We start from the raw sequence: 23,361 nt of genomic DNA on the forward strand, positions 1-23,361 counted from the left end.
TATGGTGGCGCGATGCCCACGACGATTCTCGTGAATCGGTTTTGACCTAGGTTTAGGCGCCTCGCCTTGCCCGTCGAAGCCGCGATACGCGATCGTTGTCCGAGGCATCTCGAAAGCACAGCGAACACAATCGCGATGACGCGCTTTCCGCGCCGATTCCTACGAAGGAGTTCTACAAATGATGCGTCGCATTCTCGCCGGTGCCGCCATCTGCGGTCTCGCGCTCGGCTTCTCCGCGGGCGTGGCCTCGGCCGACGTCGGCCCGAACGTCAGCAACACCGGCCAGCAGATCCTCAGCCAGTTCTCCATCATCGACGACGTGGCGCTGGCCAACGACGTCCTCAACGACTCGGTCAAGTACATCGACGTGCTGACCTTCCTGCACCTGCAGGACGTCGAGGGCAACGTCCTGAGCAACGTCGAGGACTGATCCCGCGGCGCCGGTGGCGCGCACGGCCCGGCCGGCCCGCACCTCCCCGGACGCGGGGAGCCCCGGAGCCGCCGGGTCGTGGCACCAGCGTGTGACAGGCGTACGGGCAATCTGATCGGCCCCGGCACCACCAGTGCCGGGGCTTTCGCATGCCCGGCTCCGGCCCCGATCAGCGGTCCGATGGGGGTGAAACGCTCATCGGACCATTCCTTCTATAAAAGTGCTGTAAACGGTCATTTTTCTCGCGAACATTACAAAGAGAAACATAGTTCGTGTAACCTGGTTCTCGGTTGCCGCTGCTGCGGTGACCGACCCCCGGACTCGGAGCGATGGGGGGTGTGCACCAGATGGAGCGACTGCTCTACCAGGACCAGCAGCTACGGATCGTCGCGCTGGCCGCGCCGCCGGACCCCGCCGTGAGCCTCTGCGGCGAGGTCGACATCACCAACAGCCCCGCGCTCGCCCGCGCGCTGGCCCTGTGGCGTGACGGCTGCCCGCACCTGACCGTCGACACCGCCGCCCTCACGTTCGTCGACCTGTCGGGCATCCGGGTGCTGGCCCTGCCCGCGCTGCCCCCGGCCGAGCGGTGGATCCGCCTGCGCAACGTCACGCCATGCCAGCGCCGCATGCTGGAGCTGATGGGCTGGTTCGACGGATCCCGCCCGGTGGCCGTGCCCTGAAGCCCACCCGAAGGACCGGCTAGAGGATCAGCGCGGCCGACGTGCCGATCCCGGTGGGCCCGGCCAGCTTGGGCCGAGGCGGCCGGTGGTGCCGGCGCAGCGACTCCTCGTCGTAACGGCGGCAGTCGCGGTGCCACACGTAGATGCCCGACATCCAGTTCTCCAGCTCGGTGACGTACTCGGCGACCGCCTTGCGGCCGTCGTCGCCCAGCCCGAGATCGTCGAACACGACCGGCAGCTCGTGCGCGGCCACGTGCTGGAACTGCCGCATCCGCGACTCCAGCAGGTCGACCACGATGCGCAGCGCCGTGTCGCGGTCGCAGCCGAAGAAGCACTGCGTGACCAGCACCCCGTTGTGCAGCTCGCCCTCGTACTCGATCTCCTTCTGGTACGAGTAGACGTCGTTGAGCAGGGTCGCGTAGTCCTGGGCCGAGTTCTCCAGCGAGCGCATCGGCCCGCTGTCGTAGACCTCCTGCGGGATCCGGTCGGCCCGGGCCAGCCGGCACAGGGCCATCGTCAGGTCCGAGCCGAAGGTGAGCCGCCGCATCTCCACGTAGTCGACGGGGTCGGGCACCCGGTTCTCGGCCTGGTTGGCCAGCTCCCACAGCCAGCTCGACGCCATCTTCTCGATGGCCGCCCGGAACGTACGCCGCGCGCCCTGGCTCATCGGCCGGGCCGAGCGCCCCCACAGGTCGGCCAGCGACAGCTCCAGCGGGCTGACGGGCGCCGGGTAGGTGACGCCGTCGAGCGGCATGAACAGCGACAGCCGCTCCACGGTGGCCCGCGCGGCGGCCAGGCTGCGCCCGTGGCCGAACACGACGGGGAAGTAGTCGTCGCCGTAGGTCCCCCACGCCAGCCAGGCCGAGGACAGGTCAAGCTCCTCGGGCGTCGCGTCGGGGTCCAGCCCGGCGGCGCAGAGCGGCAGGTCGTAGTCGATCAGCTTGTCCTCGTCCCACACGGCCGAGCCGGTGATGCCGGGCTGCGCCTCCAGCAGCCCCATCCGGTGCGCCCACGTGACCACGTTGCGCCGGGCGGCCTCCAGGTGCGGTGACAGCTCCGGCGTGAACGGCTGGTAGAGGTCCGGCACCGGCAGCGGCCCGACCTTCTCGTACGGCACGTGCGCGTAGGACCTGACGCGCTTGAGCCCCAGCAGGTCGACGACCGACTTCATGCCGAGCGCCGGGGCGGAGGCGTTCTGGTTCATGTAGCGGCTGGAGCGCAGGTGCCAGGCGTGACCGCCGGACTGCCAGTCCTGCAGCCCCTTGACGTAGGCGAGCACGCCGGCGCAGCTCAGCGGGTCGAGCCCGTGCTCGACGAACAGCGGCCCCAGCTCGACGGCGACGGTGTGCTCGAACTGCTGCAGCCGCGAGGTGAGCAGGTCGTTGACCGCGTCGGCGGCCTCCTGCGTCGAGCAGCCGAGGAACGTCTCCAGCACCAGGATGCCGTTGCTCAGCTCGCCCTCCTCCTGCGTCTCGCGCTGGTAGGAGAAGATGTCGTTGCGCAGGTGGACGGCGTCGGAGAAGGCGTCGCGCAGCACCCGCATCGGCCGCGACGCGGAGATCACGGCAGGCACCTCGGCGCCCGCCGCGTGCTCGATCAGCCCCGCCGACCAGGGCGCCCCGCCCACTTTGCGGCGCATCTCGATGTACTCCACCGGGTTGGGCACCCGGCCCGCGTTGATGTTGGACAGCTCCCACAGCGACTCGTTCAGCAGGTTGAGGGTGCTCTCCGTGAAACGCGCCCGCCAGTCGGCCGACGTGCCGGGCACCGTGCGCGCCCACAGGTCGGCCAGCCCCGCCTCGACCGGGTTGACCGGCTCAGGGCTCGCGGTGCTCATGAAGGCGGGCAGCCGGTCCAGGTACGCCTTGCCGCCCTCGCGGTCGCCCGTCCGCTTGAACACGTCGAGAAAGTGGTCGTCGAAGAAGAAGACCCACACGTACCAGTCGGTGATCAGGCTGAGCTCGGTGGCGTCGCAGTCAGGATGAGTGTACGCGCACAGCAGCGCGTAGTCGTGCGCGTCGAGGTCGGCCTCCTCCCAGATGCCCGAGCCTTCCAGCATGCCCATCTTCCTGGCCCACTGTTTGGAGTGGGTCCTGGCCTCCTCAAGGTGGGGGTTGAGCCGGGCCGGATACGGGACGTAGAAGTCCGGCAGGTCAAAGGGTTGCGCCATCGTGGCTCCGTTCGGCTGTGAAGATCAGGTGAAGGTCAGCTGTGTACCTCGACGTCCCCGAGCACGCCCAGCGCGTCGGGCACGAGCACCGCGGCCGAGTAATAGGCGCTGACCAGGTAGGTGGTGATCCCCCGCTCGTCGATGCCCATCACCTTCACGCTGAGGCCGGGCCGGTGCTCGTCGGGGACGCCGGTCTGGTGCAGGCCGACGACCCCCTGCTCGTCCTCGCCCGTGCGGATGGCCAGGATCGAGCTGGTGCCGGCCCGGCTGACCGGGATCTTGTCGCAGGGCAGGATCGGCACCCCGCGCCAGGCGGCCAGCGTGCTGCCGTCGAGCACGACGCTGTCCATGTAGACGCCGGCGGCGCTGCACTGCCGGCCGAACGCGGCGATGGCCAGCGGGTTGGCCAGGAAATAGCGGGTCTTGCGCCTGCGGCAGAGCAGGTCGTCGAGGTCGGCGGGGGTGGGCGGCCCGGTGCGGGTGGTCAGCCGCTGTCCCGGGGCGACGTTGTGGAGCAGCCCGAAGTCCGGGTTGTTGACCAGTTCGCGCTCCTGCGCCTCGCGCACCGCCTCGATCGTGAGCCTGAGCTGCTCCTCGGTCTGGTCCATCGGGCTGCTGAACAGGTCGGCGACCCTGGTGTGCATCCTGAGCACCGCCTGGGAGACGCTCAGCTCGTACTCGCGGGGGCCCGGGTCGTAGTCGACGAACGTGCCCGGCAGCACGACCTCGCCGCGGTGCCCGGACAGCAGGTCGATCGCCGCCTCGCCGTACTTGTTGGCCGGGCCGGCCGGTCGCCGCGCGAGGTGCTCGCCCAGCGACGGCCGGCGCGCGGCCAGGTCGTCCAGCGCCTGCCAGGGCAGGGCCAGCACGGCGCAGGCGGTGCGTGCCGCCAGCGTGACCTCCCACGGCGTCGATCGGCTGTCCGCACGGCTGCCGGCGTGGTCGCCGGTCGACAGCATGCCCCGCGCGACGCTGTTGCCGTACGTGCTCGTGCACAGCTTGGCGATCTTGCCGTGGGCGAGCAGGATCAGCTCGTTCTGCGGCGATCCCTCCCTGGCGATCACCTCGCCGCGCACGTACTCGCGCTGCTCGAACATTCCGGCCAGGGACTCCAGCACGTCCCGGTCCTCGTACCCGTGCAGGAAGGGCAGCTCGGTGAGGCTCGGCGGCACCACCCGCAGCCGCGTCCCCGTATGGGAGAAGGCCACCCGGCCGCCGCCCGTCTCGTAGGTGAGGCGGCGGTTCACCCGGTAGGTGCCGGCCGCGAGCTCCACCCAGGGGAGCGCGCGCAGCAGCCAGCGCGGGGAGATCTCCCGCATGTGCGGAGCCGTCTTGGACGTCGTGGCGAGCTTGCGCGCCGCCGCCGTGTCCAGGCTCAGCCGTGCCTCCAACTCCGACAACCGAAACACCACCAATCCCTGGCCGGAAATGCTCTGTTAGTCCTCGCGCCCGATCTCGACGTCCTCCAGCACGGCCAGCGCGTCGGGCACCAGGACGGCGACCGAGTAGTAGGCGCTGACCAGGTAGGACACGACGGCCTTCTCGTTGATGTTCATGAACCTGACCGACAGGCTCGGCTGGTACTCGTCGGGGATGCCGGTCTGGTGCAGGCCGACCACGCCCTGGTTCTCCTGGCCGGTGCGCATGAGCAGCACGGAGCTGGTGCGCCGGCCGGAGACCGGGATCTTGTTGCACGGGAAGATCGGCACGCCCCGCCAGGCGGGCACCCGGTGGCCGTTGACCTCGCTCGACTGCGGGTAGAGGCCGCGCTTGCTGCACTCCCGGCCGAAGGCGGCGATGGTCTGCGGGTGGGCCAGGAAGAACGCCGGCTCCTTCCACACCTTCGCCAGCAGGTCGTCCATGTCGTCGGGGGTGGGCGGGCCGGTGCGGGTGCGCACCCGCTGGCTGAAGTCGGCGTTGTGCAGCAGGCCGAACTCGCGGTTGTTGATCAGCTCGTCCTCCTGTCGCTCGCGCAGCGCCTCGACGGTCAGCCTGAGCTGCTGGTCGAGCTGGTTCATCGGCTGGTTGTAGAGGTCGGAGACCCGGCTGTGCACGCGCAGGACGGTCTGGGCGACGCTCAGCTCGTATTCACGCGGGCTCAGCTCGTAGTCGACGAACGTGCCGGGCAGCACGGGCTCGCCGCTGTGCCCGGACGACATGTCGATCGCGGCCTCGCCGTAGTCGTTGCTGGCCCGATCGCTGGCCGCCTGCCACGCCTCCAGGTGCTCGCGCAGGCTTGGCGAGCGGTCCAGCAGTTGCTGGAAGTCCTCCCGCGACAGCGTCAGCACGGTGGTGGCGGTCTTCGCCTTGGCGGAGAACTCCCATTGGCCGCCGCCGGACAGCAACTGCTCGCCGAGGTAGTCGCCGTCGGCGAGCACGCCCAGGTTCTGCGTGTCGCCGTAGGCGCCCTGGGCCTCCTTGCCGACACGGCCGTGCGCGATGAGCACGAGCTGGTCGACCGGCTCGTCCTCACGCACGATCTCCTCGCCGGGCTCGACCTCCCGCTGGGCGAAGCGGTAGGCGAGCGCTTCGAGGACCTCGATGTCGTCGTAGCCGCGCAGCATGGGCAGTTCGGACAGTTCGGCGGGGACGACCCGGACCTCCGAGCCGGTGGTGCTGAAGGTGATGCGGCCGTCGCCCAGCGTGTAGGTCAGGCGGCGGTTGACCCGGTAGACGCCACCGGAGGTCTGCACCCAGGGCAGCAGCTTGAGCAGCCACCGGGAGGTGATCTCCTGCATCTGGGGCGCGGTCTTGGTGGTCGTCGCCAGGTTGCGCGCGGCGTCGGTGCTCAGGCTGAGCTGGTGCCCGTTGCCGTTGACCGGTGCGGTCGATTCTGTCGTTTCTGTCACGTGCTCCACCAATCAGGAGAAGGTTGGACGTTACTGAGAGGAAAGTTCAGTTACGGTCGGTGACCGTCAGTGGGCAGCACGAAGCGCCCGCCGTGCCCGGGGCCGGTCTAGCTGTCGCGGTGCGCCAGCTCGGCTGCCAGGACGGTGAGCGCGACGCGGGCCTCGGCCTCGATGGCCGTGGCGTCGAGGACGCGGACCGCGGTGCGGACCCGATCGTCGATCATCGACTCGACCTCGGCGAGCGCGCCGGTGTCGGTCATGATCTGGCACACCTCGGCGGCGTGCTCCTCGGTCAGGTCGGGGTTGCCGTGCCAGGCGCGCAGGTAGGCGAGCTGGGCGGGCGTGGCCCGCTGGACGGCGTGCGCGTAGAGGACGGTCTGCTTGCCCTCGCGCAGGTCGTCGAGCGCCGACTTGCCGGTCTCGCCCGACGAGCCGAACATGCCGAGCACGTCGTCACGCAGCTGGAACGCCTCGCCCAGCGGCACCCCGAACTCCGAGTAGGCGCGCAGCAGACCGGCCTCGGTCCCGGCGAGCGCGCCGCCGATCTGCAGCGGCCGCTCCACGGTGTACTTGGCCGTCTTGTAGCGGATCGTGGTCAGCGCCTGCTCGACGCTGACGCCGGCCCGGAGCTGGGCGAGGATGTCCAGATACTGGCCGCTGATGACCTCGGTGCGCATCGTGTCGAACAGGTGGTGGGCCGCCCGCAGCCGGACGGGCTCCACCCCGCACGACGACAGCAGCGTGTCGGACCAGGCGAGGCTGAGCGTGCCGAGCAGGATGCCGCCCGCCCGGCCGAACGCCTCGGCGCCGGGCCCGGAGTGCAGCCGGGCCAGGCTGCGGTGGACCGTGGCCTGGCCGCGGCGCAGATCGCTGCCGTCCATGATGTCGTCGTGGATGAGCAGGCCCGCGTGGCACAGCTCAAGGGCGGCCGCCGCGCTGATGATCTCGTCGCAGTCGTCGCCGCCGGCTCCCCGCCACCCCCAGTAGCACAGCTGCGGGCGGATGCGCTTGCCGCCGCCCAGGATGAACTCGACGAGCAACCGGTAGGCCGCCACCACGTCCGGGTCCGAGACCGGCGCCTGCCACTCGTCGAGGAAGCCGATCAGGCGGTCGTCGATCCGCGGCCCCAGCAAGTTGGGGGTGAAGCTCACCGTCATGGTGCCGGGCTCCTTCTGTCTACCGTTCGCTACCAGTAGTTACTCACCGAATACGGAGGGTGTAAAGCATGTTTACCGGATGGAGTTTTTCCGGACTGAAGAACGCCTGGTCCGAGGGTTTGTCATGACACCTGGAGGCGATTCGCGCTCCCCGGCCTAGGGGTGCTTTGTGGGGGTATGCGGCTCGTGAAGCCGATCCTGAGGAGTTGCCATGAAGGCCGTCACCTGGCACGGCAAGCGCGACGTCCGGGTCGAGGACGTCCCCGACCCGCAGATCAAGGAACCGAACGACGCCGTCATCAAGGTCACCACGACCGGCCTGTGCGGCTCCGACCTGCACCTGTACGAGGTGCTCGGGCCGTTCATGACCCAGGGCGACATCCTCGGCCACGAGCCGATGGGCATCGTCGAGGAGGTCGGCTCGCAGGTCACCACGCTCAGGCCGGGCGACCGGGTGGTGATCCCGTTCAACATCTCCTGCGGCCACTGCCACATGTGCGGCATGGAGCTGTACGCCCAGTGCGAGACCACCCAGGTCCGCGAGCACGGCATGGGCGCCGCGCTGTTCGGCTACACCAAGCTGTACGGCCAGGTGCCGGGCGGCCAGGCCGAGTACCTGCGGGTGCCGCAGGCCCAGTTCGGCCCGATCAAGGTGCCGAACGGGCCGCCCGACGAGCGGTTCGTCTACCTGTCGGACGTGCTGCCCACCGCCTGGCAGGCCGTCCAGTACGCGCACCTGCCCGACGGGGGCAGCCTCACGGTCTTCGGGCTCGGCCCCATCGGCCAGATGTGCGCCCGCATCGCCCGCCACCTCGGCCACCGGGTCATCGGCGTCGACGGCGTGCCCGAGCGGCTGGAGATGGCCCGCCGACACGGCGTCGAGGTCGTCGACGCGAGCGAGACCACCGACGTGCCGGAGGCGGTCAGGCAGCTCACCTCGGGGCGCGGCACCGACTCGGTGATCGACGCCGTCGGCATGGAGGCGCACGGCTCGCCCGCCGCCAAGCTGGCCCAGACGATGACGGGCGCGCTGCCCGACGCGCTGGCCGCCCAGCTCATGAGCCACGCGGGCGTGGACCGCCTCGCCGCACTCAACCAGGCCATCGACACCGTACGGCGCGGCGGCGTGATCTCCGTCATCGGCGTCTACGGCGGTATGACCGACCCGATGCCGATGCTGCGCATGTTCGACAAGGGCATCTCGCTGCGGATGGGCCAGGCGCACGTCAGGCGGTGGGTCGGCGCGCTGATGCCGCTGGTCACCGACGACGCCGATCCGCTCGGCGTGATGGACCTGGCCACGCACCGGGTCCCGTTGCAGCGGGCGCCGGAGGCGTACGAGATGTTCCAGAAGAAGCGGGACGGCGCGATCAAGGTGCTGATCGAACCCTGACCAGCGCGTTTCGTCCCTTTCTGACGGGGCAGGCGGTGCGCCATGAGAGTCGTGGTGGTGGGTGCGACGGGCAACGTCGGCACGAGCGTGATCCGGGCCCTGGAAGCCGACGAGAGCGTGACGTCCATCGTCGGCGTCGCCCGCAGGCTGCCCGGCTGGCGTCCCGGCCGCACCGAATGGGTCAAGGCGGACGTCGTCACGAGCGACCTCGCGCAGATCTTCGACGGCGCCGCCGCGGTCGTGCACCTGGCCTGGCTGTTCCAGCCGACCCGCGACGCCACCGCGACCTGGCGGGCCAACGTGCTCGGCAGCATGCGGGTCTTCCAGGCCGTCGCCCAGGCGGGCGTGCCCGCGCTGGTCCACGCCTCATCCGTCGGCGCGTACTCGCCCGGCCCGAAGGAGGTGCGGGTCGACGAGACCTGGCCCACCCACGGCTACCCGGGGGCCGCGTACGGGCGCGAGAAGGCGTACGTGGAGCGGGTGCTGGACGTGTTCGAGCACGACAACCCGGGCGTCCGGGTGGTGCGGATGCGGCCGGGCTTCATCTTCCAGCGGCAGGCGGCGACCGAGCAGCGCAGGCTGTTCGCCGGGCCGCTGCTGCCGCGCAGGCTGGTCAGGGCGGGCCGGATCCCGTTCGTGCCCGACATCCCCGGGCTCAAGATGCAGATCCTGCACGCCGACGACGCCGCCGAGGCCTACCGCCTGGCCGTCACCAAGCCCGTCACCGGCGCGTTCAACCTGGCCGCCGAGCCGGTGCTCGGCCCGGCCGAGCTCGCCGAGCTGCTCGGGGCCAGGACCGTGCCGATCCCGGCCGGGGTCGCGCGGGCCGCCGTCGCCGCCGGCTGGCACCTGCGGCTCATCCCCGCCGCGCCCGGCCTGCTGGAGCTGGCGCTGCGCATCCCGCTGATGAACGTGGACCGCGCTCGCCACGTGCTCGGCTGGACGCCCAGGCACTCGGCGCCCGACGCGATCAAGGCGCTGCTGGAGGGCCTGCACGACGGCGCCGGCATGGACACCGCGCCGCTCGCCCCCGACAGCGCGCCGAGGCGGCTGCGTGAGTTCGCCACCGGGATCGGCGGGCGGTCGAAGGTGTGAAGCCCGGCTGTCAGGGCAGTGGGGAGCCTTGTGAGGTCCAGAAGCGCGGCCCGCCGATGACGAGGAACGTCGCTAGGAAGCTGCTGCCATGCGCACGCTCATGACCCAGCCCATCAGCCGCCGGGAGGTCACCGGAATCCGGCAGGCCGTCGCCCGGCACGCATCAGGGGCCGGACTGGCCGGCCCGAGACTTGAGGACTTCGTCCTCGCCGTTCACGAGAGCGTCATCAACGTCGTGACGCACGCCGGCGGGCACGGCACGCTCAGACTGTGGACGGCCGACGGCGTCCTGCGCGCCCAGACCGCGGACCGGGGCTCCGGCATCCCCAACGGCTACGTCGAGGGCCGTCACCGCCCGCCCGACACCTCTGGCACCGGCCGCGGCATCTTCCTGATCAAACGGCTGTGCGACGACGCCGACTTCCACACCGGTCCCTGCGGAACCGTCGTCGATCTCGCCATGCGCCTGCCCCGGCGCCCGTGCGCGTCCCGCCCCCGGATGAGGCGCATCCGCGTCGGCACCGACAGCCACCGCATGCGCTTCACCGCCTGACATTTCACCGCCCGACACGGCCGGAAGCCCGGCCTCCCCGGAAGGTAGGCTGCCAAGCAGGTGGCCCGAGCTCGTAAGGGGATGGTGTCGTGACCGGTGGAGTGAGCACTGCCCCGCCCGAGATGTCCCACCCGGTGCGGCGGATCGGGCGGCGCGAGTTCGACTTCCGGCGACAGGTGGCGATCATGGCGATCGTCAACCGCACCCCCAACTCCTTCCACGACCAGGGTCGGACCTTCGCCCTCGAACGGGCCGTCGAGGCGGCGTCGCGAGCGGTCGAGCAGGGCGCCGACTGGGTCGACATCGGCGGGTTCGCCTTCAGCGCCGCCCAGGCCGAGATCGGCGTCGAGGAGGAGATCGACCGCGTCGTGCCGGTGATCTCCGAGGTGCGGCGCGTCACCGACGCGGTGATCAGCGTCGACACCCACCGCGCGGCCGTCGCCGAGGCCGCGATCGCCGCGGGCGCCGACGTGCTCAACGACACCAACGGGCTGCGCGAGCCCGGCATCGCCGAGGTCGCCGCCCGCACCGGCGTCACCGTGGTCGTCACCCACAGCCTGGGCGGGCCGGGGCGCCGGGTGTTCAGGCCCGACTACGCCGACATCGTCACCGACGTCACCGCCTACCTGCGCGAGCGGGTGGAGGCCGCGCTGGCGGCGGGGATCGCCCCCGACCGCATCGTCATCGACCCGGGCCACGACCTCAACAAGAACACCTACCACTCGCTGGAGCTGATGCGCCGGCTGGACGAGGTCGCCGCCGTCGGCTACCCGCTGCTGGTGGCGCTGTCCAACAAGGACTTCATCGGGGAGAGCATCGGCCGCCCGCAGGGGGAGCGGACCGAGGGCACCATCGCCGCCAACGTGATGGCGATCCTGCGCGGGGCGCGGATCGTCCGGGTGCACGACGTGCCCGCGACCGTGGCGTCCGTGCGGATGACCGAGGCGATGCTGGGCTGGCGGCCGCCCGCCGCCCCGCATCACAACCTCGCGTAGGGAGAAGGGATCGCGTGTGACCGAGCGCAAGCCGGGCGGGATGCAGTTCGAGAGCTGGGTGGACCGGCAGATCAGGGAAGCCCAGGAACGCGGCGAGTTCGACGACCTGCCGGGCGCCGGCAAGCCGCTCCCCGGGGCCGACAAGCCGTACGACGAGCACTGGTGGATCAAGCAGAAGCTGGAGAGCGAGGGGCTGTCGATGCCGCTCCCGCCGAGCCTGCAACTGCGCAAGGACGCCGAACAGGCGCTCGCGGCCGCCGCCGAGGCCAGGTCCGAGGGGGAGGTCCGGCTGATCGTCAACGAGATCAACGACCGGATCCGCGAGGCCATCAGGACCGGGCTGTCCGGCCCGCCGCACAACCTCGTCCCGTACGACGTCGAGCGGATCGTGTCGGAGTGGCGCAGCAGGGGCTGACACATGGTTACAGGGCCCAGGCCGGGGGTTGATCCGGCGGCCTGGGCCCTGTGATCAGGGGTTAGGACAGCGGCGGGTAGGCGTTCTGCACGAGCTGGCGGAACTGGGCCGAGAACCACTGGCCGGAGATCGGCGCGTCAGCGAGCGCGCCGGACATGTTGTGACCGTTGAGGTCGTTGCCGGTGTAGGTCGGGTCGCACATCCGGTCGAACCTCTTGCCCTCGGTGTTCGGGATCTCCTTGCTGGAGCCGTCCGACTCGCCCGGAGGCTTGATCCACACGTAGGCGTCGAAGCCCGGCTCGGGGTTGGCCGTCGGCCGCATCCCGATGCCCGCGCCGCTCTGGTTGCACCAGTTGCCGGCGTGCAGGCGGCGGTCGACGCGCGACTCGTTGACGAAGGTGTCCACGTTGGTCGCGGTGCTCGGGCCGGACGGGCGGGCGCTGCCGCCCCAGCCGTTGCGCGAGGTGTCGACGAGCATGCCGAGCCCGGAGCGGAAGCCCTTGGCGATCAGGGCGTTGCGCAGGGCGGTGGCGAAGGTGTGCTCGTCGACGTAGTAGTTCCAGTCGACCCACTTGGACTGGCGGACCGTGGTGCCGTTCACCGTCGTGTTGATGGTGAAGTGCGGCTCCTTGAGCGCGGAGTAGTTGGCGGTGTTGACGATGAAGCCGTCCACGCTGTCCACGCCCGCCGCGGTGCCGGTGACGGTGCGGTGGAACAGGTCGACCGACGGTTGGAAGTTCGAGTCCCAGCCGAGCCAGGCGTGGTGGGCGGCGTCGACGTAGGTGTAGACGTTGGTGATCGCGTGCAGCTTGTCGAGCGCGTAGCGGACGCCGTCGACGTAGCCGCCGGGGCCGTTGGCCTCGCGGCAGTCGGCGAAGGTGTTGATGTTGGTCACCAGGTTGGGCAGCGAGTCGGGCTCGATGATCGTGACGATGCGCAGGTTGGCGTACTGCGGGTCGTCGAGGATGTCGGCGATCGGGTCGATGTACTCGGCCTTGTAGCGGTTGAAGCCGTTCTCGGAGATGCGGAGCTCGCCGTTGGAGGCCAGGGCGGAGCAGTCGCGGTTGGGCAGGTTGTAGACGACGACCTGGATGGTCAGCGGCGTGGCGCCGTTGGCGGCGTCCTGCCGCACGGCCTCGTCCATGTGCTCACGCAGGCCCAGGGCGTCGCCGGGGCCCTCGATGGCGGCGATGCGGTCCATCCATACGGCGGTCGAGGTGTTGGCGATGGCGGCGCCGCCCGGCTCGGCGGCGGCCTTCGTCGACCAGCTCGGGTTGACGTAGCCGGTGGCTCCGGCGTACGGGTTCTCGACGTGGACGGGGGTGGTGTCGCCGTCGTCGTCGGCCTCGGTGGCGGTGACCGTGCGGGAGGTCAGGCCGGTGGAGGCGACGGTGAACGTCCGGGTGCCGTTGACCTCGTCGGAGTCCTGGGCGGCGGCCAGGGTCACGGTCTGCGGCGTGTTCCAGTTGGCCGTGCTGAACGACAGGGAGGCGCCGGAGCTCACGGTGAGGTCGGCGTCGCCGCTGCCGGCCGTCGTGGTGACGGTGACGCCGGAGGACGGCTGGGTGGCCAGGCGGACGGTGTAGGCGCCGGTGGCGCCCTCGGGGACGGTCACGGACGTCGGGGTGACGATGAGCGACTGCTCCTGGGTGCTGTCGTCGTCGACCTCGGTGGCGTTGACCGTGGTCGAGGTGACGCCGGTGCCGCCGACGGTGAAGACCGCGGTGCCCGCCGTCGTGTCGGCGTCCTGCGCGGCGGCCAGGGTGACCGTCTGCGCGGTGTTCCAGTTCGACGGGGTGAAGGTGAGCGAGGCGCCGGAGGTGACGCTCAGGTCGGCGTCGCCGCTGGTCCGCGAGGTGCTGACGGTCACGTTCGAGGAGGGGGCGGCCGACAGCTTGGCGGTGAAGGTGGCGGTGCCGCCCTCGTTGACGGCGACGGAGCTGGCGGAGGTGACGACCGCGGGGGTCTCACCGCCGGGGCCGCCGCAGGTGGTGCCGTTCACGGTGAACGTGGTCGGGTTGGGGTTGGTGCCGGACCAGGTGCCGTTGAAGCCGATGGTGGTGCTGGCCCCGGTGGCGAGGGCGCCGTTCCACGGCATGTTCTTGGCGGTGACCCGGGTGCCCGACTGGCTGATCTCCGCGCCCCACCCGCTGGGGGTGTACTTCTGGGTGGTGGTGGGGAAGTCGAAGGCCAGCGTCCAGCCGTTGAGGGGGTCGCCCAGGTTCTTCAGCGTGAGGTTCGCGGTGAAACCTCCCTGACCAGGGCTGGATGTCCACGAGTTGGGGGTGTACACGACGTCGCAGGAGACCGCGGCGTGGGCGGCGGTCGTCTGCCCGGCGACGAGACCGGCGGCCGCGACACAGGTGGCTGTCGCGGTGACGGCCCATCTCCGAAGGCCGCGTAGGAGTTTCACGGATCATCATCTCCTGTGGTGAGTGGGAGCGCTCCCATAGTGGGCGGCCATTCACAAATGTGTACAGCGACCGGTGGCCCGCCGAGGCCCCGGCGGGCCACACGCTCGCGCGATGCCAGGCAAGCACCGTGAAACTTTCATGCCACGCAGGCAGGTGAGAGGAAATCCGGCCGTCACCCGGACGCCATTTCGTTGACATCTCCTCCTCGCCGAAGCGCACAATGCGGCATGGGAGCGCTCCCACCCCCCTACTCCCATGGAGAAACCGTGAGTCACAGACCCCGCCCCTTCCTCACGCGCCTGGCCAGGCGGTTATCCGCGGCCGCGGCGCTGGTCCTGGTGGCGAGCACCACCACGGTGCTCGCCCAGACCCCCGCCAGCGCGGCCGTCGCCTGCGAGGTGACCTACACCGCCAACCAGTGGAACAGCGGCTCGAACCAGGGCGGCTTCACCGCCAGCGTGGCCATCAAGAACCTCGGCGACCCGCTCACGAACTGGACGCTGACCTTCGACTTCCCGACCACGGGACAGAAGTACGACCAGGGCTGGAGCGCCACCTGGAGCCAGTCGGGCACCCGGGTGACCGCCAAGAACATGCCGTGGAACGGCGCCCTCGCCACCGGGGCCAGCACCTCCATCGGCTTCAACGGCTCCTGGACCGGCAGCAACCCGGCCCCCACCTCGTTCGCGATCAACGGCACCACCTGCGGCGGCGAGGACGACAACGAGGCGCCCACGGTCTCCCTGACCTCGCCCACGGCCGGCCAGACGTTCACCGCCCCGGCCACCGTGCCGATCGCGGCGACCGCCGCCGACTCCGACGGCACGGTCTCCAAGGTCGACTTCTACCAGGGCTCCACCCTGCTGGGCACCGACACCAGCGCGCCCTACACCTACAACTGGCAGAACGTGGCCGCGGGCAGCTATTCGATCACCGCCAGGGCCACCGACAACGACGGCGCCACCACGAACTCCGCGCCCGTCGGCATCACCGTCGGCTCCGACAGCACGCCGGCGCTCGTCGTGAGCCCGCAGTCCGTGGCCGTACCGGAGACCGGCACCGCCACGTTCTCCGTCAAGCTCTCGCGCCAGCCGGCCGCGAGCGTGACCGTGAACACCGCGCGGGCCAGCGGTGACGCCGACCTGACCGTCAGCGCCGGGGCCGGCCGCACCTTCACCACGGCCAACTGGAACACCGCCCAGACCGTCACGCTGTCGGCCGCCGACGACGCCGACACCTCCGCCGGCACCGCGGTGTTCAGGGTGAGCGCCACCGGCTACGACCCGGTCGACGTCACCGCCACCGAGGCGGACGACGACCTGCCCGGCGGCGACAACGAGTACATCCAGCGCTTCACCGAGATGTACAACGACCTGCACGACCCCGCCAACGGCTACTTCTCGCCCGAGGGCGTGCCGTACCACTCGGTGGAGACGTTCATGGTCGAGGCGCCCGACCACGGGCACGAGACCACCTCCGAGGCCTACAGCTACTACCTGTGGCTGGAGGCGGTCTACGGCCAGGTGACCGGCGACTGGACGAAGTTCAACGACGCCTGGGAGTCGATGGAGACGTACATCATCCCGGCGACCAGGGACCAGCCGACGAACTCCTTCTACAACCCGGCCAAGCCGGCCACGTACGCGGCCGAGCACCTGGAGATCAGCAACTACCCGTCGCAGATCGACCAGGGCGTCAGCGTGGGCTCCGACCCGATCGCCAACGAGCTGCAGACCGCGTACGGCACCCGTGACGTCTACGGCATGCACTGGCTGCTCGACGTGGACAACACCTACGGCTTCGGCCGCTGCGGCGACGGCACCACCAAGCCCGCCTACATCAACACCTACCAGCGTGGCCCGGAGGAGTCGGTCTTCGAGACGATCCCGCAGCCGTCCTGCGACACGTTCGCGCACGGCGGCACCAACGGCTACCTGGACCTGTTCATCAAGGACTCCTCCTACGCCAAGCAGTGGAAGTACACCAACGCCCCGGACGCCGACGCGCGCGCGGTGCAGGTGGCGTACTGGGCGCTGACCTGGGCCAAGGCGCAGGGCAAGGCGGACCAGATCTCCGCGACCGTGGAGAAGGCCGCCAAGATGGGCGACTACCTGCGTTACGCCATGTACGACAAGTACTTCAAGCAGCCGGGCTGCACCAGCCCGTCGTGCCCGGCCGGCACCGGCAAGAACTCCGCCAGCTACCTGCTGTCCTGGTACTACGCCTGGGGCGGCGCGACCGACTCCAACGCCGGCTGGGCCTGGCGGATCGGCTCCAGCCACAACCACTCCGGCTATCAGAACCCGTTCGCGGCCTGGGCGCTGTCGAACGTGGCCGAGCTGCGGCCGGAGAGCGCGACCGGCGCCACCGACTGGAGCACCAGCCTCACCCGGCAGCTCCAGTTCTACACCTGGCTGCAGTCGGCCGAAGGCGCCATCGCCGGCGGCGCGACCAACAGCTGGAACGGACACTACGCCACGCCTCCGGCGAACCTGCCCAAGTTCCACGGCATGGCCTACGACTGGCAGCCGGTCTACCATGACCCGCCGTCGAACCAGTGGTTCGGCTTCCAGGCGTGGACCATGGAGCGGGTGGCCGAGCTGTACAACGTCACCGGCAACGCCGACGCCAAGGCCCTGCTCGACAAGTGGGTGGCCTGGGCGCTCGACAACACCACGGTCGGCGCCGGCGGCGACTACCAGATCCCGTCCACGCTGCGCTGGACCGGCCAGCCGGCGGGCAACTTCAACGCCACGTCCGGCATGCCGCCGGCCAACCCCGACCTGCACGTCGAGGTCGTCAACCACACCCAGGACGTCGGCGTGGCCGGCTCCTACGCCAAGGTGCTGATGTACTACGCGGCCCGGGCGAACCACGCCGAGGCCCGTGACACGGCCAAGGCGCTGCTCGACGCCGTGTGGGAGAACCGCGACGACAAGGGCGTCTCGGTCGAGGAGACCAAGACCGACTACCAGCGCATCGACGACCCGGTCCACGTGCCCGCGGGCTGGACCGGCACGATGCCGAACGGCGACCCGATCAACTCGGACTCGACGTTCCTGTCGATCAGGTCCTTCTACGAGAACGACCCCGACTGGCCCGAGGTCAAGGCCTACCTGGACGGCACCGGGCCGGCTCCCACGTTCAACTACCACCGCTTCTGGGCGCAGGTCGACGTGGCCGTCGCCCTGGCGGAGTTCGGACGGCTCTTCCCGTGAACAACCCGCTCGTGAAGAGGGTCGCCGCCGTCGCGGCGGCGGCCCTCGCCGTGCCCCTGATCGTCGCCGCGTCGCCCGCCTCCGCCGCCCCGGCGTTCGCGTACGGCGAGGCGCTGCAGAAGTCGCTCTGGTTCTACGAGGCCCAGCAGTCGGGCGAGCTGCCCGATTGGAACCGCGTCAACTGGCGCGGCGACTCGGGCCTCGACGATGGCGCGGACGTCGGCCTGGACCTCACCGGTGGCTGGTACGACGCCGGCGACCACGTGAAGTTCGGCTTCCCGATGGCGTTCTCCGCCACCATGCTGGCCTGGGGCGCGGTCGAGTACCGCGACGCCTACGCCGCCTCCGGCCAGCTCACCCATCTGCTCAACAACCTCAGGTTCGTCAACGACTACTTCGTCAAGGCGCACCCGTCGCCCAACACGCTCTACGGCCAGGTCGGCCACGGCGGCAGGGACCACGCCTGGTGGGGCCCGGCCGAGGCCATGGCGATGGACCGGCCGGCGTACAAGATCGACGCGTCGTGCGGCGGGTCGGACCTGGCGGGCGAGACGGCGGCGGCGATGGCCGCCTCCTCGATCGTCTTCCGGCCGACCGACCCCGCGTACGCGGACAAGCTGGTGACGCATGCCAAGCAGCTGTACTCCTTCGCCGACACGGTCAGGAAGAAGTACAGCGAGTGCATCACCGACGCCCAGGGTTACTACAACTCCTGGAGCGGGTTCACCGATGAGCTGGTCTGGGGCGCGATCTGGCTGTACAGGGCCACCGACGACCCGGCTTTCCTGACCAAGGCCGAGTCGACCTACGACAGCCTCGGCACCGAGCCCCAGACCTCCATCAAGTCGTACAAGTGGACCATCGCCTGGGACGACAAGTCCTACGGCGCCTACGTGCTGCTGCACAAGCTGACCGGCAAGCAGAAGTACCTCGACGACGCCAACCGCTGGCTCGACTGGTGGACGGTCGGCGTGAACGGCTCGAAGGTGCGCTACTCGCCGGGCGGCCAGGCGGTGCTGGACCGGTGGGGGTCGCTGCGGTACGCGGCCAACACGGCGTTCGCGGCGCTCGTGCACAGCGACTCGATCAGCGACGCCACGCGCAAGGCCCGTTACCACGACTTCGCGGTGCGGCAGATCAACTACGCGCTCGGCGACAATCCGCGCAACTCCTCGTACGTGGTCGGGTTCGGCACCAACCCGCCGAAGGCGCCGCACCACCGGACCGCGCACGGCTCGTGGACGGACCAGATATCCACACCTGTGGAAAGCCGTCACACGCTGTACGGCGCGCTCGTCGGCGGGCCGCCCGACCCGGACGACGCCTACACCGACAAGCGGGACGACTACGTGATGAACGAGGTCGCCACCGACTACAACGCGGGCTTCACCAGCGCGCTCGCCCGGCTCTACAAGGAGTACGGCGGCGCGCCGGCGGCGGGCTTCCCGGTCGCCGAGACGCCCGACGGGCCGGAGATCTTCGTGGAGGCCGGGGTCAACGCCTCCGGCACGAACTTCACCGAGATCAAGGCCATCGTGCGCAACCAGTCGGGCTGGCCCGCCCGGGTGCTGTCCGACGGGTCGTTCCGCTACTACTTCACGCTCGACGGGTCGACCACCGCGTCGCAGATCACGGTGTCGTCGGCGTACACCCAGTGCGCGGCGCCGACCCTGCACGCGGCGGGCGGCAGCACCTACTATGCGGCCATCGACTGCTCCGGGCAGGACATCGCGCCCGCCGGGCAGTCGCAGCACCGCCGTGAGGTGCAGTTCCGCATCGCCAGCGCGGGCACCTGGGACCCGGCCAACGACTGGTCGTACCGGGGCATCCCGACCACGCCGGGCACGACGCCGGCCCGTACCTCCAACATCACGCTCTACAGCGGCGCCACCAAGATCTGGGGCAACCCGCCGGGGCCCGAGGAGGAGGACGACACCCCGCCCGGCGCCCCGGGCAAGCCGGCGGTCTCCGCGATCACCGGCTCCACGGCCAGGCTGTCGTGGACCGCGGCCACCGACAACGTCGGCGTCAGCGGCTACGACGTCTACCTGGACGGCGAGAAGGCGGGCACCGCGCCGGGCACGACCTTCGAGCTGACCGGGCTCGACGCCGACACCGAGTACACGGTCCACGTGGTGGCCAGGGACGCCGCAGGCAACAGCTCCGAGCCGTCGGCGAGCACGTCCTTCGCCACCACCGACACGCCGCCGCCCACCGGCGGTTGCACGGCGACGTACAAGCTGGTCAACTCCTGGAGCGGCGGCTATCAGGCCGAGGTGACGGTGAAGAACGCCGGCACGTCGGCGATCGGCGGCTGGACGGTCTCCTGGGCGCAGTCCGGCACCGTCAGCCAGCTCTGGGGCGGCAAGCACAGCCAGTCCGGCGGCACGCTCACCGTCGGCAACGAGGCCTGGAACGGCGCGCTCGCTCCCGGCGGGACCGCCTCCTTCGGCTTCATCGCGTCGGGCAGCGGGGCGACCCCTGACCCGATCACCTGCACCACCGCCTGAGAACCCGGGTCCCGCCCTCCCCGGTGGGGGGCGGGACCTCCCAGCGAAAGGCACCACTTTGAGATCCCGGCTCGCCGCGCTGGCGGCACTCCTGCTCCTCCCCGTCGTCCTGATCGCCTCTCCCGCCCACGCCGCGACCGGCCTGCACGTCAGCGGCACGAAGATCGTCGAGAAGGGCGGCCAGGAGTTCGTCATCCGTGGCACCAGCCACGCCCACACCTGGTACACCTCGCAGACCCGGGCGTTCGCCGACATCAAGTCGCTCGGCGCCAACGCCGTCCGCGTGGTGCTCAGCGGCGGGCGCTGGACCGCCAACGGCGTCGCCGACGTGGCCAACGTCGTGTCCCTGTGCAAGCAGAACAAACTCATCTGCATCTTGGAAAATCACGACACGACGGGCTACGGCGAGCAGAGCGGCGCCGTCACCCTCGACGCCGCCGCCGACTACTGGATCAGCGTCAAGAGCGCCCTGGCCGGCCAGGAAGACTACGTCATCGTCAACATCGGCAACGAGCCCGTCGGCAACAACGCCGTCACCCCCGGCTGGGCCGCCGCCACCACGGCCGCCATCCAGAAGCTGCGCGCCAACGGCTTCGACCACGCGCTCATGGTGGACGCCCCCAACTGGGGCCAGGACTGGCAGTTCACCATGCGCGACAACGCCCGGGCCGTCTTCGACAGCGACCCGGACAAGAACACGATCTTCTCCGTCCACATGTACGGCGTCTTCGACACGGCAGCGGAGATCACCTCCTACATGGACGCCTTCCGCACCGCCGGGCTGCCGCTGGTCGTCGGCGAGTTCGGGCACAACCACTCCGACGGCAACCCCGACGAGGACACGATCATGGCCCAGGCCGTCAGCCGCGGCCTCGGCTACCTCGGCTGGTCGTGGAGCGGCAACGGCGGCGGCGTCGAGTACCTCGACCAGGTGACGAACTTCGACGTCGACCAGCTCACCCCGTGGGGCCAGCGGCTGTTCAACGGCGCCGACGGCATCGCCGCCACCGCCCGCGAGGCCGCGATCTACGGCGGCGGCGGCCCGGACGACACCACCCCGCCCACCGCCCCGGGCGCCCCGGCGGCCTCCGGCATCACCACCACCGGCGCCACGCTGACCTGGACCGCCTCCACCGACAACGTGGGCGTCACCCGCTACGACGTCCACGACAGCGGCGGCGCCCTGCTCGGCAGCTCGGCCACCCCGTCGATCAGCCTGACCGGGCTCACCCCCGGCACCGGTTACACGGTGTACGTGCGGGCCAGGGACGCGGCGGGCAACCAGTCGGCGCCCTCACCCACCACCGCGTTCAGCACGCTCCCCGGCGGCGGCGAGGGCGACTGCGAGGTCACCGCGACCGTCGGCAGCCAGTGGGGCAACGGGTACGTGGTCTCGCCCGTTTCGGTGACCGGCACCGGCTCCGGCTGGACCGTCACGTTCACCCTGCCCGCCGGGCACACGATCGTCGGCTCCTGGAACGCCGCCGTCACGGTCGACGGACAGAAGGTGACGGCCAGGAACCTCGGCTACAACGCCTCGCTGCCGGCCTCGTTCGGCTTCCAGGCCAGCCGGCCCAGCGGCTCGACCAGCGTGGCCTCCGGCTACGCCTGCGCCGGCTGAACCCCCGTACCACGCCCCTGAGGAGGTGAGGCCCGTCCCCCTGCTGTGAACCGCCCCTACGACACCATCCCGCCCGGATGGCGTGAACGCGGCCGGCCCGGAGAGTCCTCCCCCTCTCGCCGGCCGCGTTCGACCTGCCCGCTAACGCGCCTCGGTGAACCGCCGGCGTGCCGCCTCGATCACCTCGTCATCGGCGAACTCGGCGAACGCCTCCTCGTGCAGGCGCGGCGGGATGACCAGCCTGACCCGCTCCGGATAGCCGGCGCCGGGCTCCGGCACCCGTACCTCGACCGGGTCGTGCAGGCGCACGGCCAGCGGGCCCGACACGCGCACCGACATCGCCCACTCGGCGCCCGCGCCGGTGATCGCGCACATGTGGCGGGCGTAGACCCACCGCACCTCGGACACGGTGGCGGCGTTCTCCGGCGCGACGCCGAACGGCTCGACGGCGCACACGACCCGCCCCGCGTCCTCACCGAACTCGTGGCCGTGCTCGTGGTGCTCGGCCGGGGACGACTTCTCCAGGATCTCCGTCACCCGGGCGGCGAGCGGCTCCCTGAGCTGCGACGGCAGCCCGGGCCGCCACAGGTTCGCCGCCACCGCCGCCCCGGCGACGGAGGCCACGACCACGGCGGTGACGGCGATGACCCGTCCCCGCCGCGCCCGCGGCCTCCGCACGTCTTCCAGCATCCCGATGACCTACGCGGGCGTGCAGGTCAGCGCGGGCACGGGACTCGGCACGCTGCCCGTGCCGTTGAAGCCGAACGTGGTGGAGCCGTTCGGCGCGATCTGCCCGTTGTAGGAGGCGTTCTTCACCTCGACCGACGGCGGCTGGCCGCTCAGCACGCCGTTCCAGGGCGAGCCTTCGAAGCCCTGGCCGCCGCTGAAGGTCCAGTTGACCTTCCAGCCGTTGATCGCGGTCGTGCCGGTGTTGCGGACGGTCACCTCACCCTGGAAGTGGCCGGCCCAGCCGGTGTCGGTGGCGCGCAGCGTGGCCGTGCAGCCCCCGGGAGGCGGCGGGTCGGTCGGGGTGATGGTCGGGTCGGGGCTGGGGCTGGACGTGCTGCCGCCGGGGCCGACCCCGGTGACCTCGCCGTTGCCGCCGTCGAAGGTGACGTCGGAGCAGCTGTAGAAGTTCTCGTTGCTGTCCGACCTGATCCAGTGGACGAAGATCATGTGCCGGCCGCTCTTGCCCGAGGGCAGCTGCACGTTCCAGTAGTAGTAGCTGAGCCCGCCGGGCCCGCCCGACTGCGGCGGGTTGCTGACGCTGCCGAACTGCTCCAGGTCGGACCACTTCAGCGGGGCGTTCGGGTTCCAGCCGTTCTTGGTGACGTAGTAGACGAACGAGCCCGGGTGCGCGGCCCAGTTGCTGTGCCGCATGGTGATGCTGGCGCCCGACGTCAGGTGCGTCAGCGGCCAGTCGTTGCGCACGGCGTTGTAGGCGGTGAAGTCGTACGGGCCGCCGGTGCCGGCGCTGCAGATCTGGCCGTCGGGGATGAAGCCGGTGGTCCGGCCCCCGGCGTCGGAGCGCAGCACCGCGAACCAGTTGTAGAGCGGCGTGGTGCCGCTCTGCGCGACGGCTGCCGCGCAGGCCGGGTTGTAGGGCTGGATGGCGCCGTTCTCGCGCAGGCCGTCCTGCCAGCACAGGAACGTGCGACTGCCGGGGAACATGGTGACGCCGTGCGCCTGGGCCGGGACGACCAAGGCCGCGGTGATCAAAGCCAGGGCCGCGGCGACCGCCACGGCCGCCGAACGGAAGACTCTCATGGGTGATTCCTTTGCTCGCATGACGAAGGAACCCGCCACGACCCGCCCGCCCGGCAGCACTCGCGTGGCCGCATTACAACACGTCTTCACTTCG

The 23,361-nt window shown here is 70.5% G+C and carries 17 protein-coding genes; 10 read left to right on the forward strand and 7 right to left on the reverse strand.

The window, feature by feature from the left end; translation table 11 throughout:
* Nucleotides 1-178: 178 nt before the first annotated feature.
* Both ACBI99_RS33120 and ACBI99_RS33125 read left to right on the forward strand, forming a co-directional pair.
* Nucleotides 179-430 carry a hypothetical protein gene (locus ACBI99_RS33120; protein ID WP_219501509.1) on the forward strand — a complete coding sequence of 84 codons (252 nt, stop codon included), beginning with the start codon at nucleotides 179-181 and terminating at the stop codon, nucleotides 428-430.
* A gap of 347 nt (nucleotides 431-777) precedes the next feature.
* Nucleotides 778-1,110 carry an STAS domain-containing protein gene (locus tag ACBI99_RS33125; protein WP_357583147.1) on the forward strand — a complete coding sequence of 111 codons (333 nt, stop codon included), beginning with the start codon at nucleotides 778-780 and terminating at the stop codon, nucleotides 1,108-1,110.
* Between the two features lie 19 nt (nucleotides 1,111-1,129).
* On the opposite strand, the gene ACBI99_RS33130 is transcribed toward ACBI99_RS33125, so the two are convergent.
* The 4 genes from ACBI99_RS33130 to ACBI99_RS33145 all read right to left on the reverse strand — a co-directional run bounded on the left by ACBI99_RS33130 (nucleotide 1,130) and on the right by ACBI99_RS33145 (nucleotide 7,286).
* Nucleotides 1,130-3,280, reverse strand: coding sequence for a germacradienol/geosmin synthase (locus tag ACBI99_RS33130; protein ID WP_375074260.1), 2,151 nt, complete (start codon nucleotides 3,278-3,280; stop codon nucleotides 1,130-1,132).
* A 35-nt stretch (nucleotides 3,281-3,315) separates the two neighbouring features.
* A complete protein-coding gene (locus ACBI99_RS33135; protein WP_246644225.1) occupies nucleotides 3,316-4,680 on the reverse strand; it encodes a family 2B encapsulin nanocompartment shell protein in 1,365 nt (454 codons plus the stop codon).
* Between the two features lie 36 nt (nucleotides 4,681-4,716).
* On the reverse strand, nucleotides 4,717-6,129 hold the full coding sequence (locus tag ACBI99_RS33140; protein WP_219501516.1) for a family 2B encapsulin nanocompartment shell protein: 1,413 nt from the start codon (nucleotides 6,127-6,129) through the stop codon (nucleotides 4,717-4,719).
* 107 nt (nucleotides 6,130-6,236) lie between these two features.
* Entirely contained in the window at nucleotides 6,237-7,286 is a 1,050-nt protein-coding gene (locus ACBI99_RS33145) for a polyprenyl synthetase family protein (RefSeq protein WP_375074261.1), read from the reverse strand.
* A gap of 211 nt (nucleotides 7,287-7,497) precedes the next feature.
* Between ACBI99_RS33145 and ACBI99_RS33150 the strand changes: the two genes are divergently transcribed.
* From ACBI99_RS33150 to ACBI99_RS33170, 5 genes are all read left to right on the forward strand, one after another.
* Nucleotides 7,498-8,679: a zinc-dependent alcohol dehydrogenase gene (locus tag ACBI99_RS33150; protein ID WP_219501519.1), complete on the forward strand. Its 1,182-nt coding sequence runs from the start codon at nucleotides 7,498-7,500 to the stop codon at nucleotides 8,677-8,679.
* A gap of 42 nt (nucleotides 8,680-8,721) precedes the next feature.
* Entirely contained in the window at nucleotides 8,722-9,774 is a 1,053-nt protein-coding gene (locus ACBI99_RS33155; RefSeq protein WP_219501521.1) for an NAD-dependent epimerase/dehydratase family protein, read from the forward strand.
* An 88-nt stretch (nucleotides 9,775-9,862) separates the two neighbouring features.
* A complete protein-coding gene (locus ACBI99_RS33160) occupies nucleotides 9,863-10,327 on the forward strand; it encodes an ATP-binding protein (protein ID WP_219501523.1) in 465 nt (154 codons plus the stop codon).
* A gap of 101 nt (nucleotides 10,328-10,428) precedes the next feature.
* Nucleotides 10,429-11,322 carry a dihydropteroate synthase gene (gene folP, locus ACBI99_RS33165; protein ID WP_375074262.1) on the forward strand — a complete coding sequence of 298 codons (894 nt, stop codon included), beginning with the start codon at nucleotides 10,429-10,431 and terminating at the stop codon, nucleotides 11,320-11,322.
* Between the two features lie 16 nt (nucleotides 11,323-11,338).
* Entirely contained in the window at nucleotides 11,339-11,737 is a 399-nt protein-coding gene (locus tag ACBI99_RS33170) for a DUF1992 domain-containing protein (RefSeq protein ID WP_357583153.1), read from the forward strand.
* 61 nt (nucleotides 11,738-11,798) lie between these two features.
* Here the strand turns inward: ACBI99_RS33170 and ACBI99_RS33175 are convergent, their stop codons facing one another.
* Entirely contained in the window at nucleotides 11,799-14,150 is a 2,352-nt protein-coding gene (locus tag ACBI99_RS33175) for a glycoside hydrolase family 6 protein (protein ID WP_357583155.1), read from the reverse strand.
* Nucleotides 14,151-14,417: 267 nt separating this feature from the next.
* Between ACBI99_RS33175 and ACBI99_RS33180 the strand changes: the two genes are divergently transcribed.
* The 3 genes from ACBI99_RS33180 to ACBI99_RS33190 are packed head-to-tail and all read left to right on the forward strand — an operon-like array spanning nucleotide 14,418 to nucleotide 21,500.
* Nucleotides 14,418-17,369 carry a glycoside hydrolase family 48 protein gene (locus ACBI99_RS33180; RefSeq protein WP_308125635.1) on the forward strand — a complete coding sequence of 984 codons (2,952 nt, stop codon included), beginning with the start codon at nucleotides 14,418-14,420 and terminating at the stop codon, nucleotides 17,367-17,369.
* Between the two features lie 11 nt (nucleotides 17,370-17,380).
* On the forward strand, nucleotides 17,381-19,879 hold the full coding sequence (locus ACBI99_RS33185) for a glycoside hydrolase family 9 protein (protein WP_375074263.1): 2,499 nt from the start codon (nucleotides 17,381-17,383) through the stop codon (nucleotides 19,877-19,879).
* Nucleotides 19,880-19,937: 58 nt separating this feature from the next.
* Entirely contained in the window at nucleotides 19,938-21,500 is a 1,563-nt protein-coding gene (locus ACBI99_RS33190) for a cellulase family glycosylhydrolase (RefSeq protein ID WP_357583161.1), read from the forward strand.
* A gap of 141 nt (nucleotides 21,501-21,641) precedes the next feature.
* On the opposite strand, the gene ACBI99_RS33195 is transcribed toward ACBI99_RS33190, so the two are convergent.
* The gene (locus ACBI99_RS33195; RefSeq protein ID WP_219501532.1) at nucleotides 21,642-22,178 is read right to left on the reverse strand and encodes a hypothetical protein; all 537 of its coding nucleotides are present in this window, start codon (nucleotides 22,176-22,178) and stop codon (nucleotides 21,642-21,644) included.
* Nucleotides 22,179-22,199: 21 nt separating this feature from the next.
* The gene (locus ACBI99_RS33200; protein WP_219501549.1) at nucleotides 22,200-23,267 is read right to left on the reverse strand and encodes a lytic polysaccharide monooxygenase; all 1,068 of its coding nucleotides are present in this window, start codon (nucleotides 23,265-23,267) and stop codon (nucleotides 22,200-22,202) included.
* Between the last annotated feature and the right edge of the window lie 94 nt (nucleotides 23,268-23,361).

It is taken from the genome of Nonomuraea sp. ATR24 (genome assembly GCF_041950485.1).
In the GTDB taxonomy this organism is placed as follows: Bacteria; Actinomycetota; Actinomycetes; order Streptosporangiales; family Streptosporangiaceae; genus Nonomuraea; species Nonomuraea ceibae.

Excerpts from the sequence above, each read along its gene's own strand:
- ACBI99_RS33120 (WP_219501509.1), top strand. The coding sequence starts at position 179 with ATGATGCGTCGCATTCTCGCCGGTGCCGCCATCTGCGGTCTCGCGCTC.
- ACBI99_RS33160 (WP_219501523.1), top strand. The coding sequence starts at position 9,863 with ATGCGCACGCTCATGACCCAGCCCATCAGCCGCCGGGAGGTCACCGGA.
- ACBI99_RS33150 (WP_219501519.1), top strand. The coding sequence starts at position 7,498 with ATGAAGGCCGTCACCTGGCACGGCAAGCGCGACGTCCGGGTCGAGGAC.
- ACBI99_RS33145 (WP_375074261.1), bottom strand. The coding sequence starts at position 7,286 with ATGACGGTGAGCTTCACCCCCAACTTGCTGGGGCCGCGGATCGACGAC.
- ACBI99_RS33125 (WP_357583147.1), top strand. The coding sequence starts at position 778 with ATGGAGCGACTGCTCTACCAGGACCAGCAGCTACGGATCGTCGCGCTG.
- ACBI99_RS33130 (WP_375074260.1), bottom strand. The coding sequence starts at position 3,280 with ATGGCGCAACCCTTTGACCTGCCGGACTTCTACGTCCCGTATCCGGCC.
- ACBI99_RS33155 (WP_219501521.1), top strand. The coding sequence starts at position 8,722 with ATGAGAGTCGTGGTGGTGGGTGCGACGGGCAACGTCGGCACGAGCGTG.
- ACBI99_RS33200 (WP_219501549.1), bottom strand. The coding sequence starts at position 23,267 with ATGAGAGTCTTCCGTTCGGCGGCCGTGGCGGTCGCCGCGGCCCTGGCT.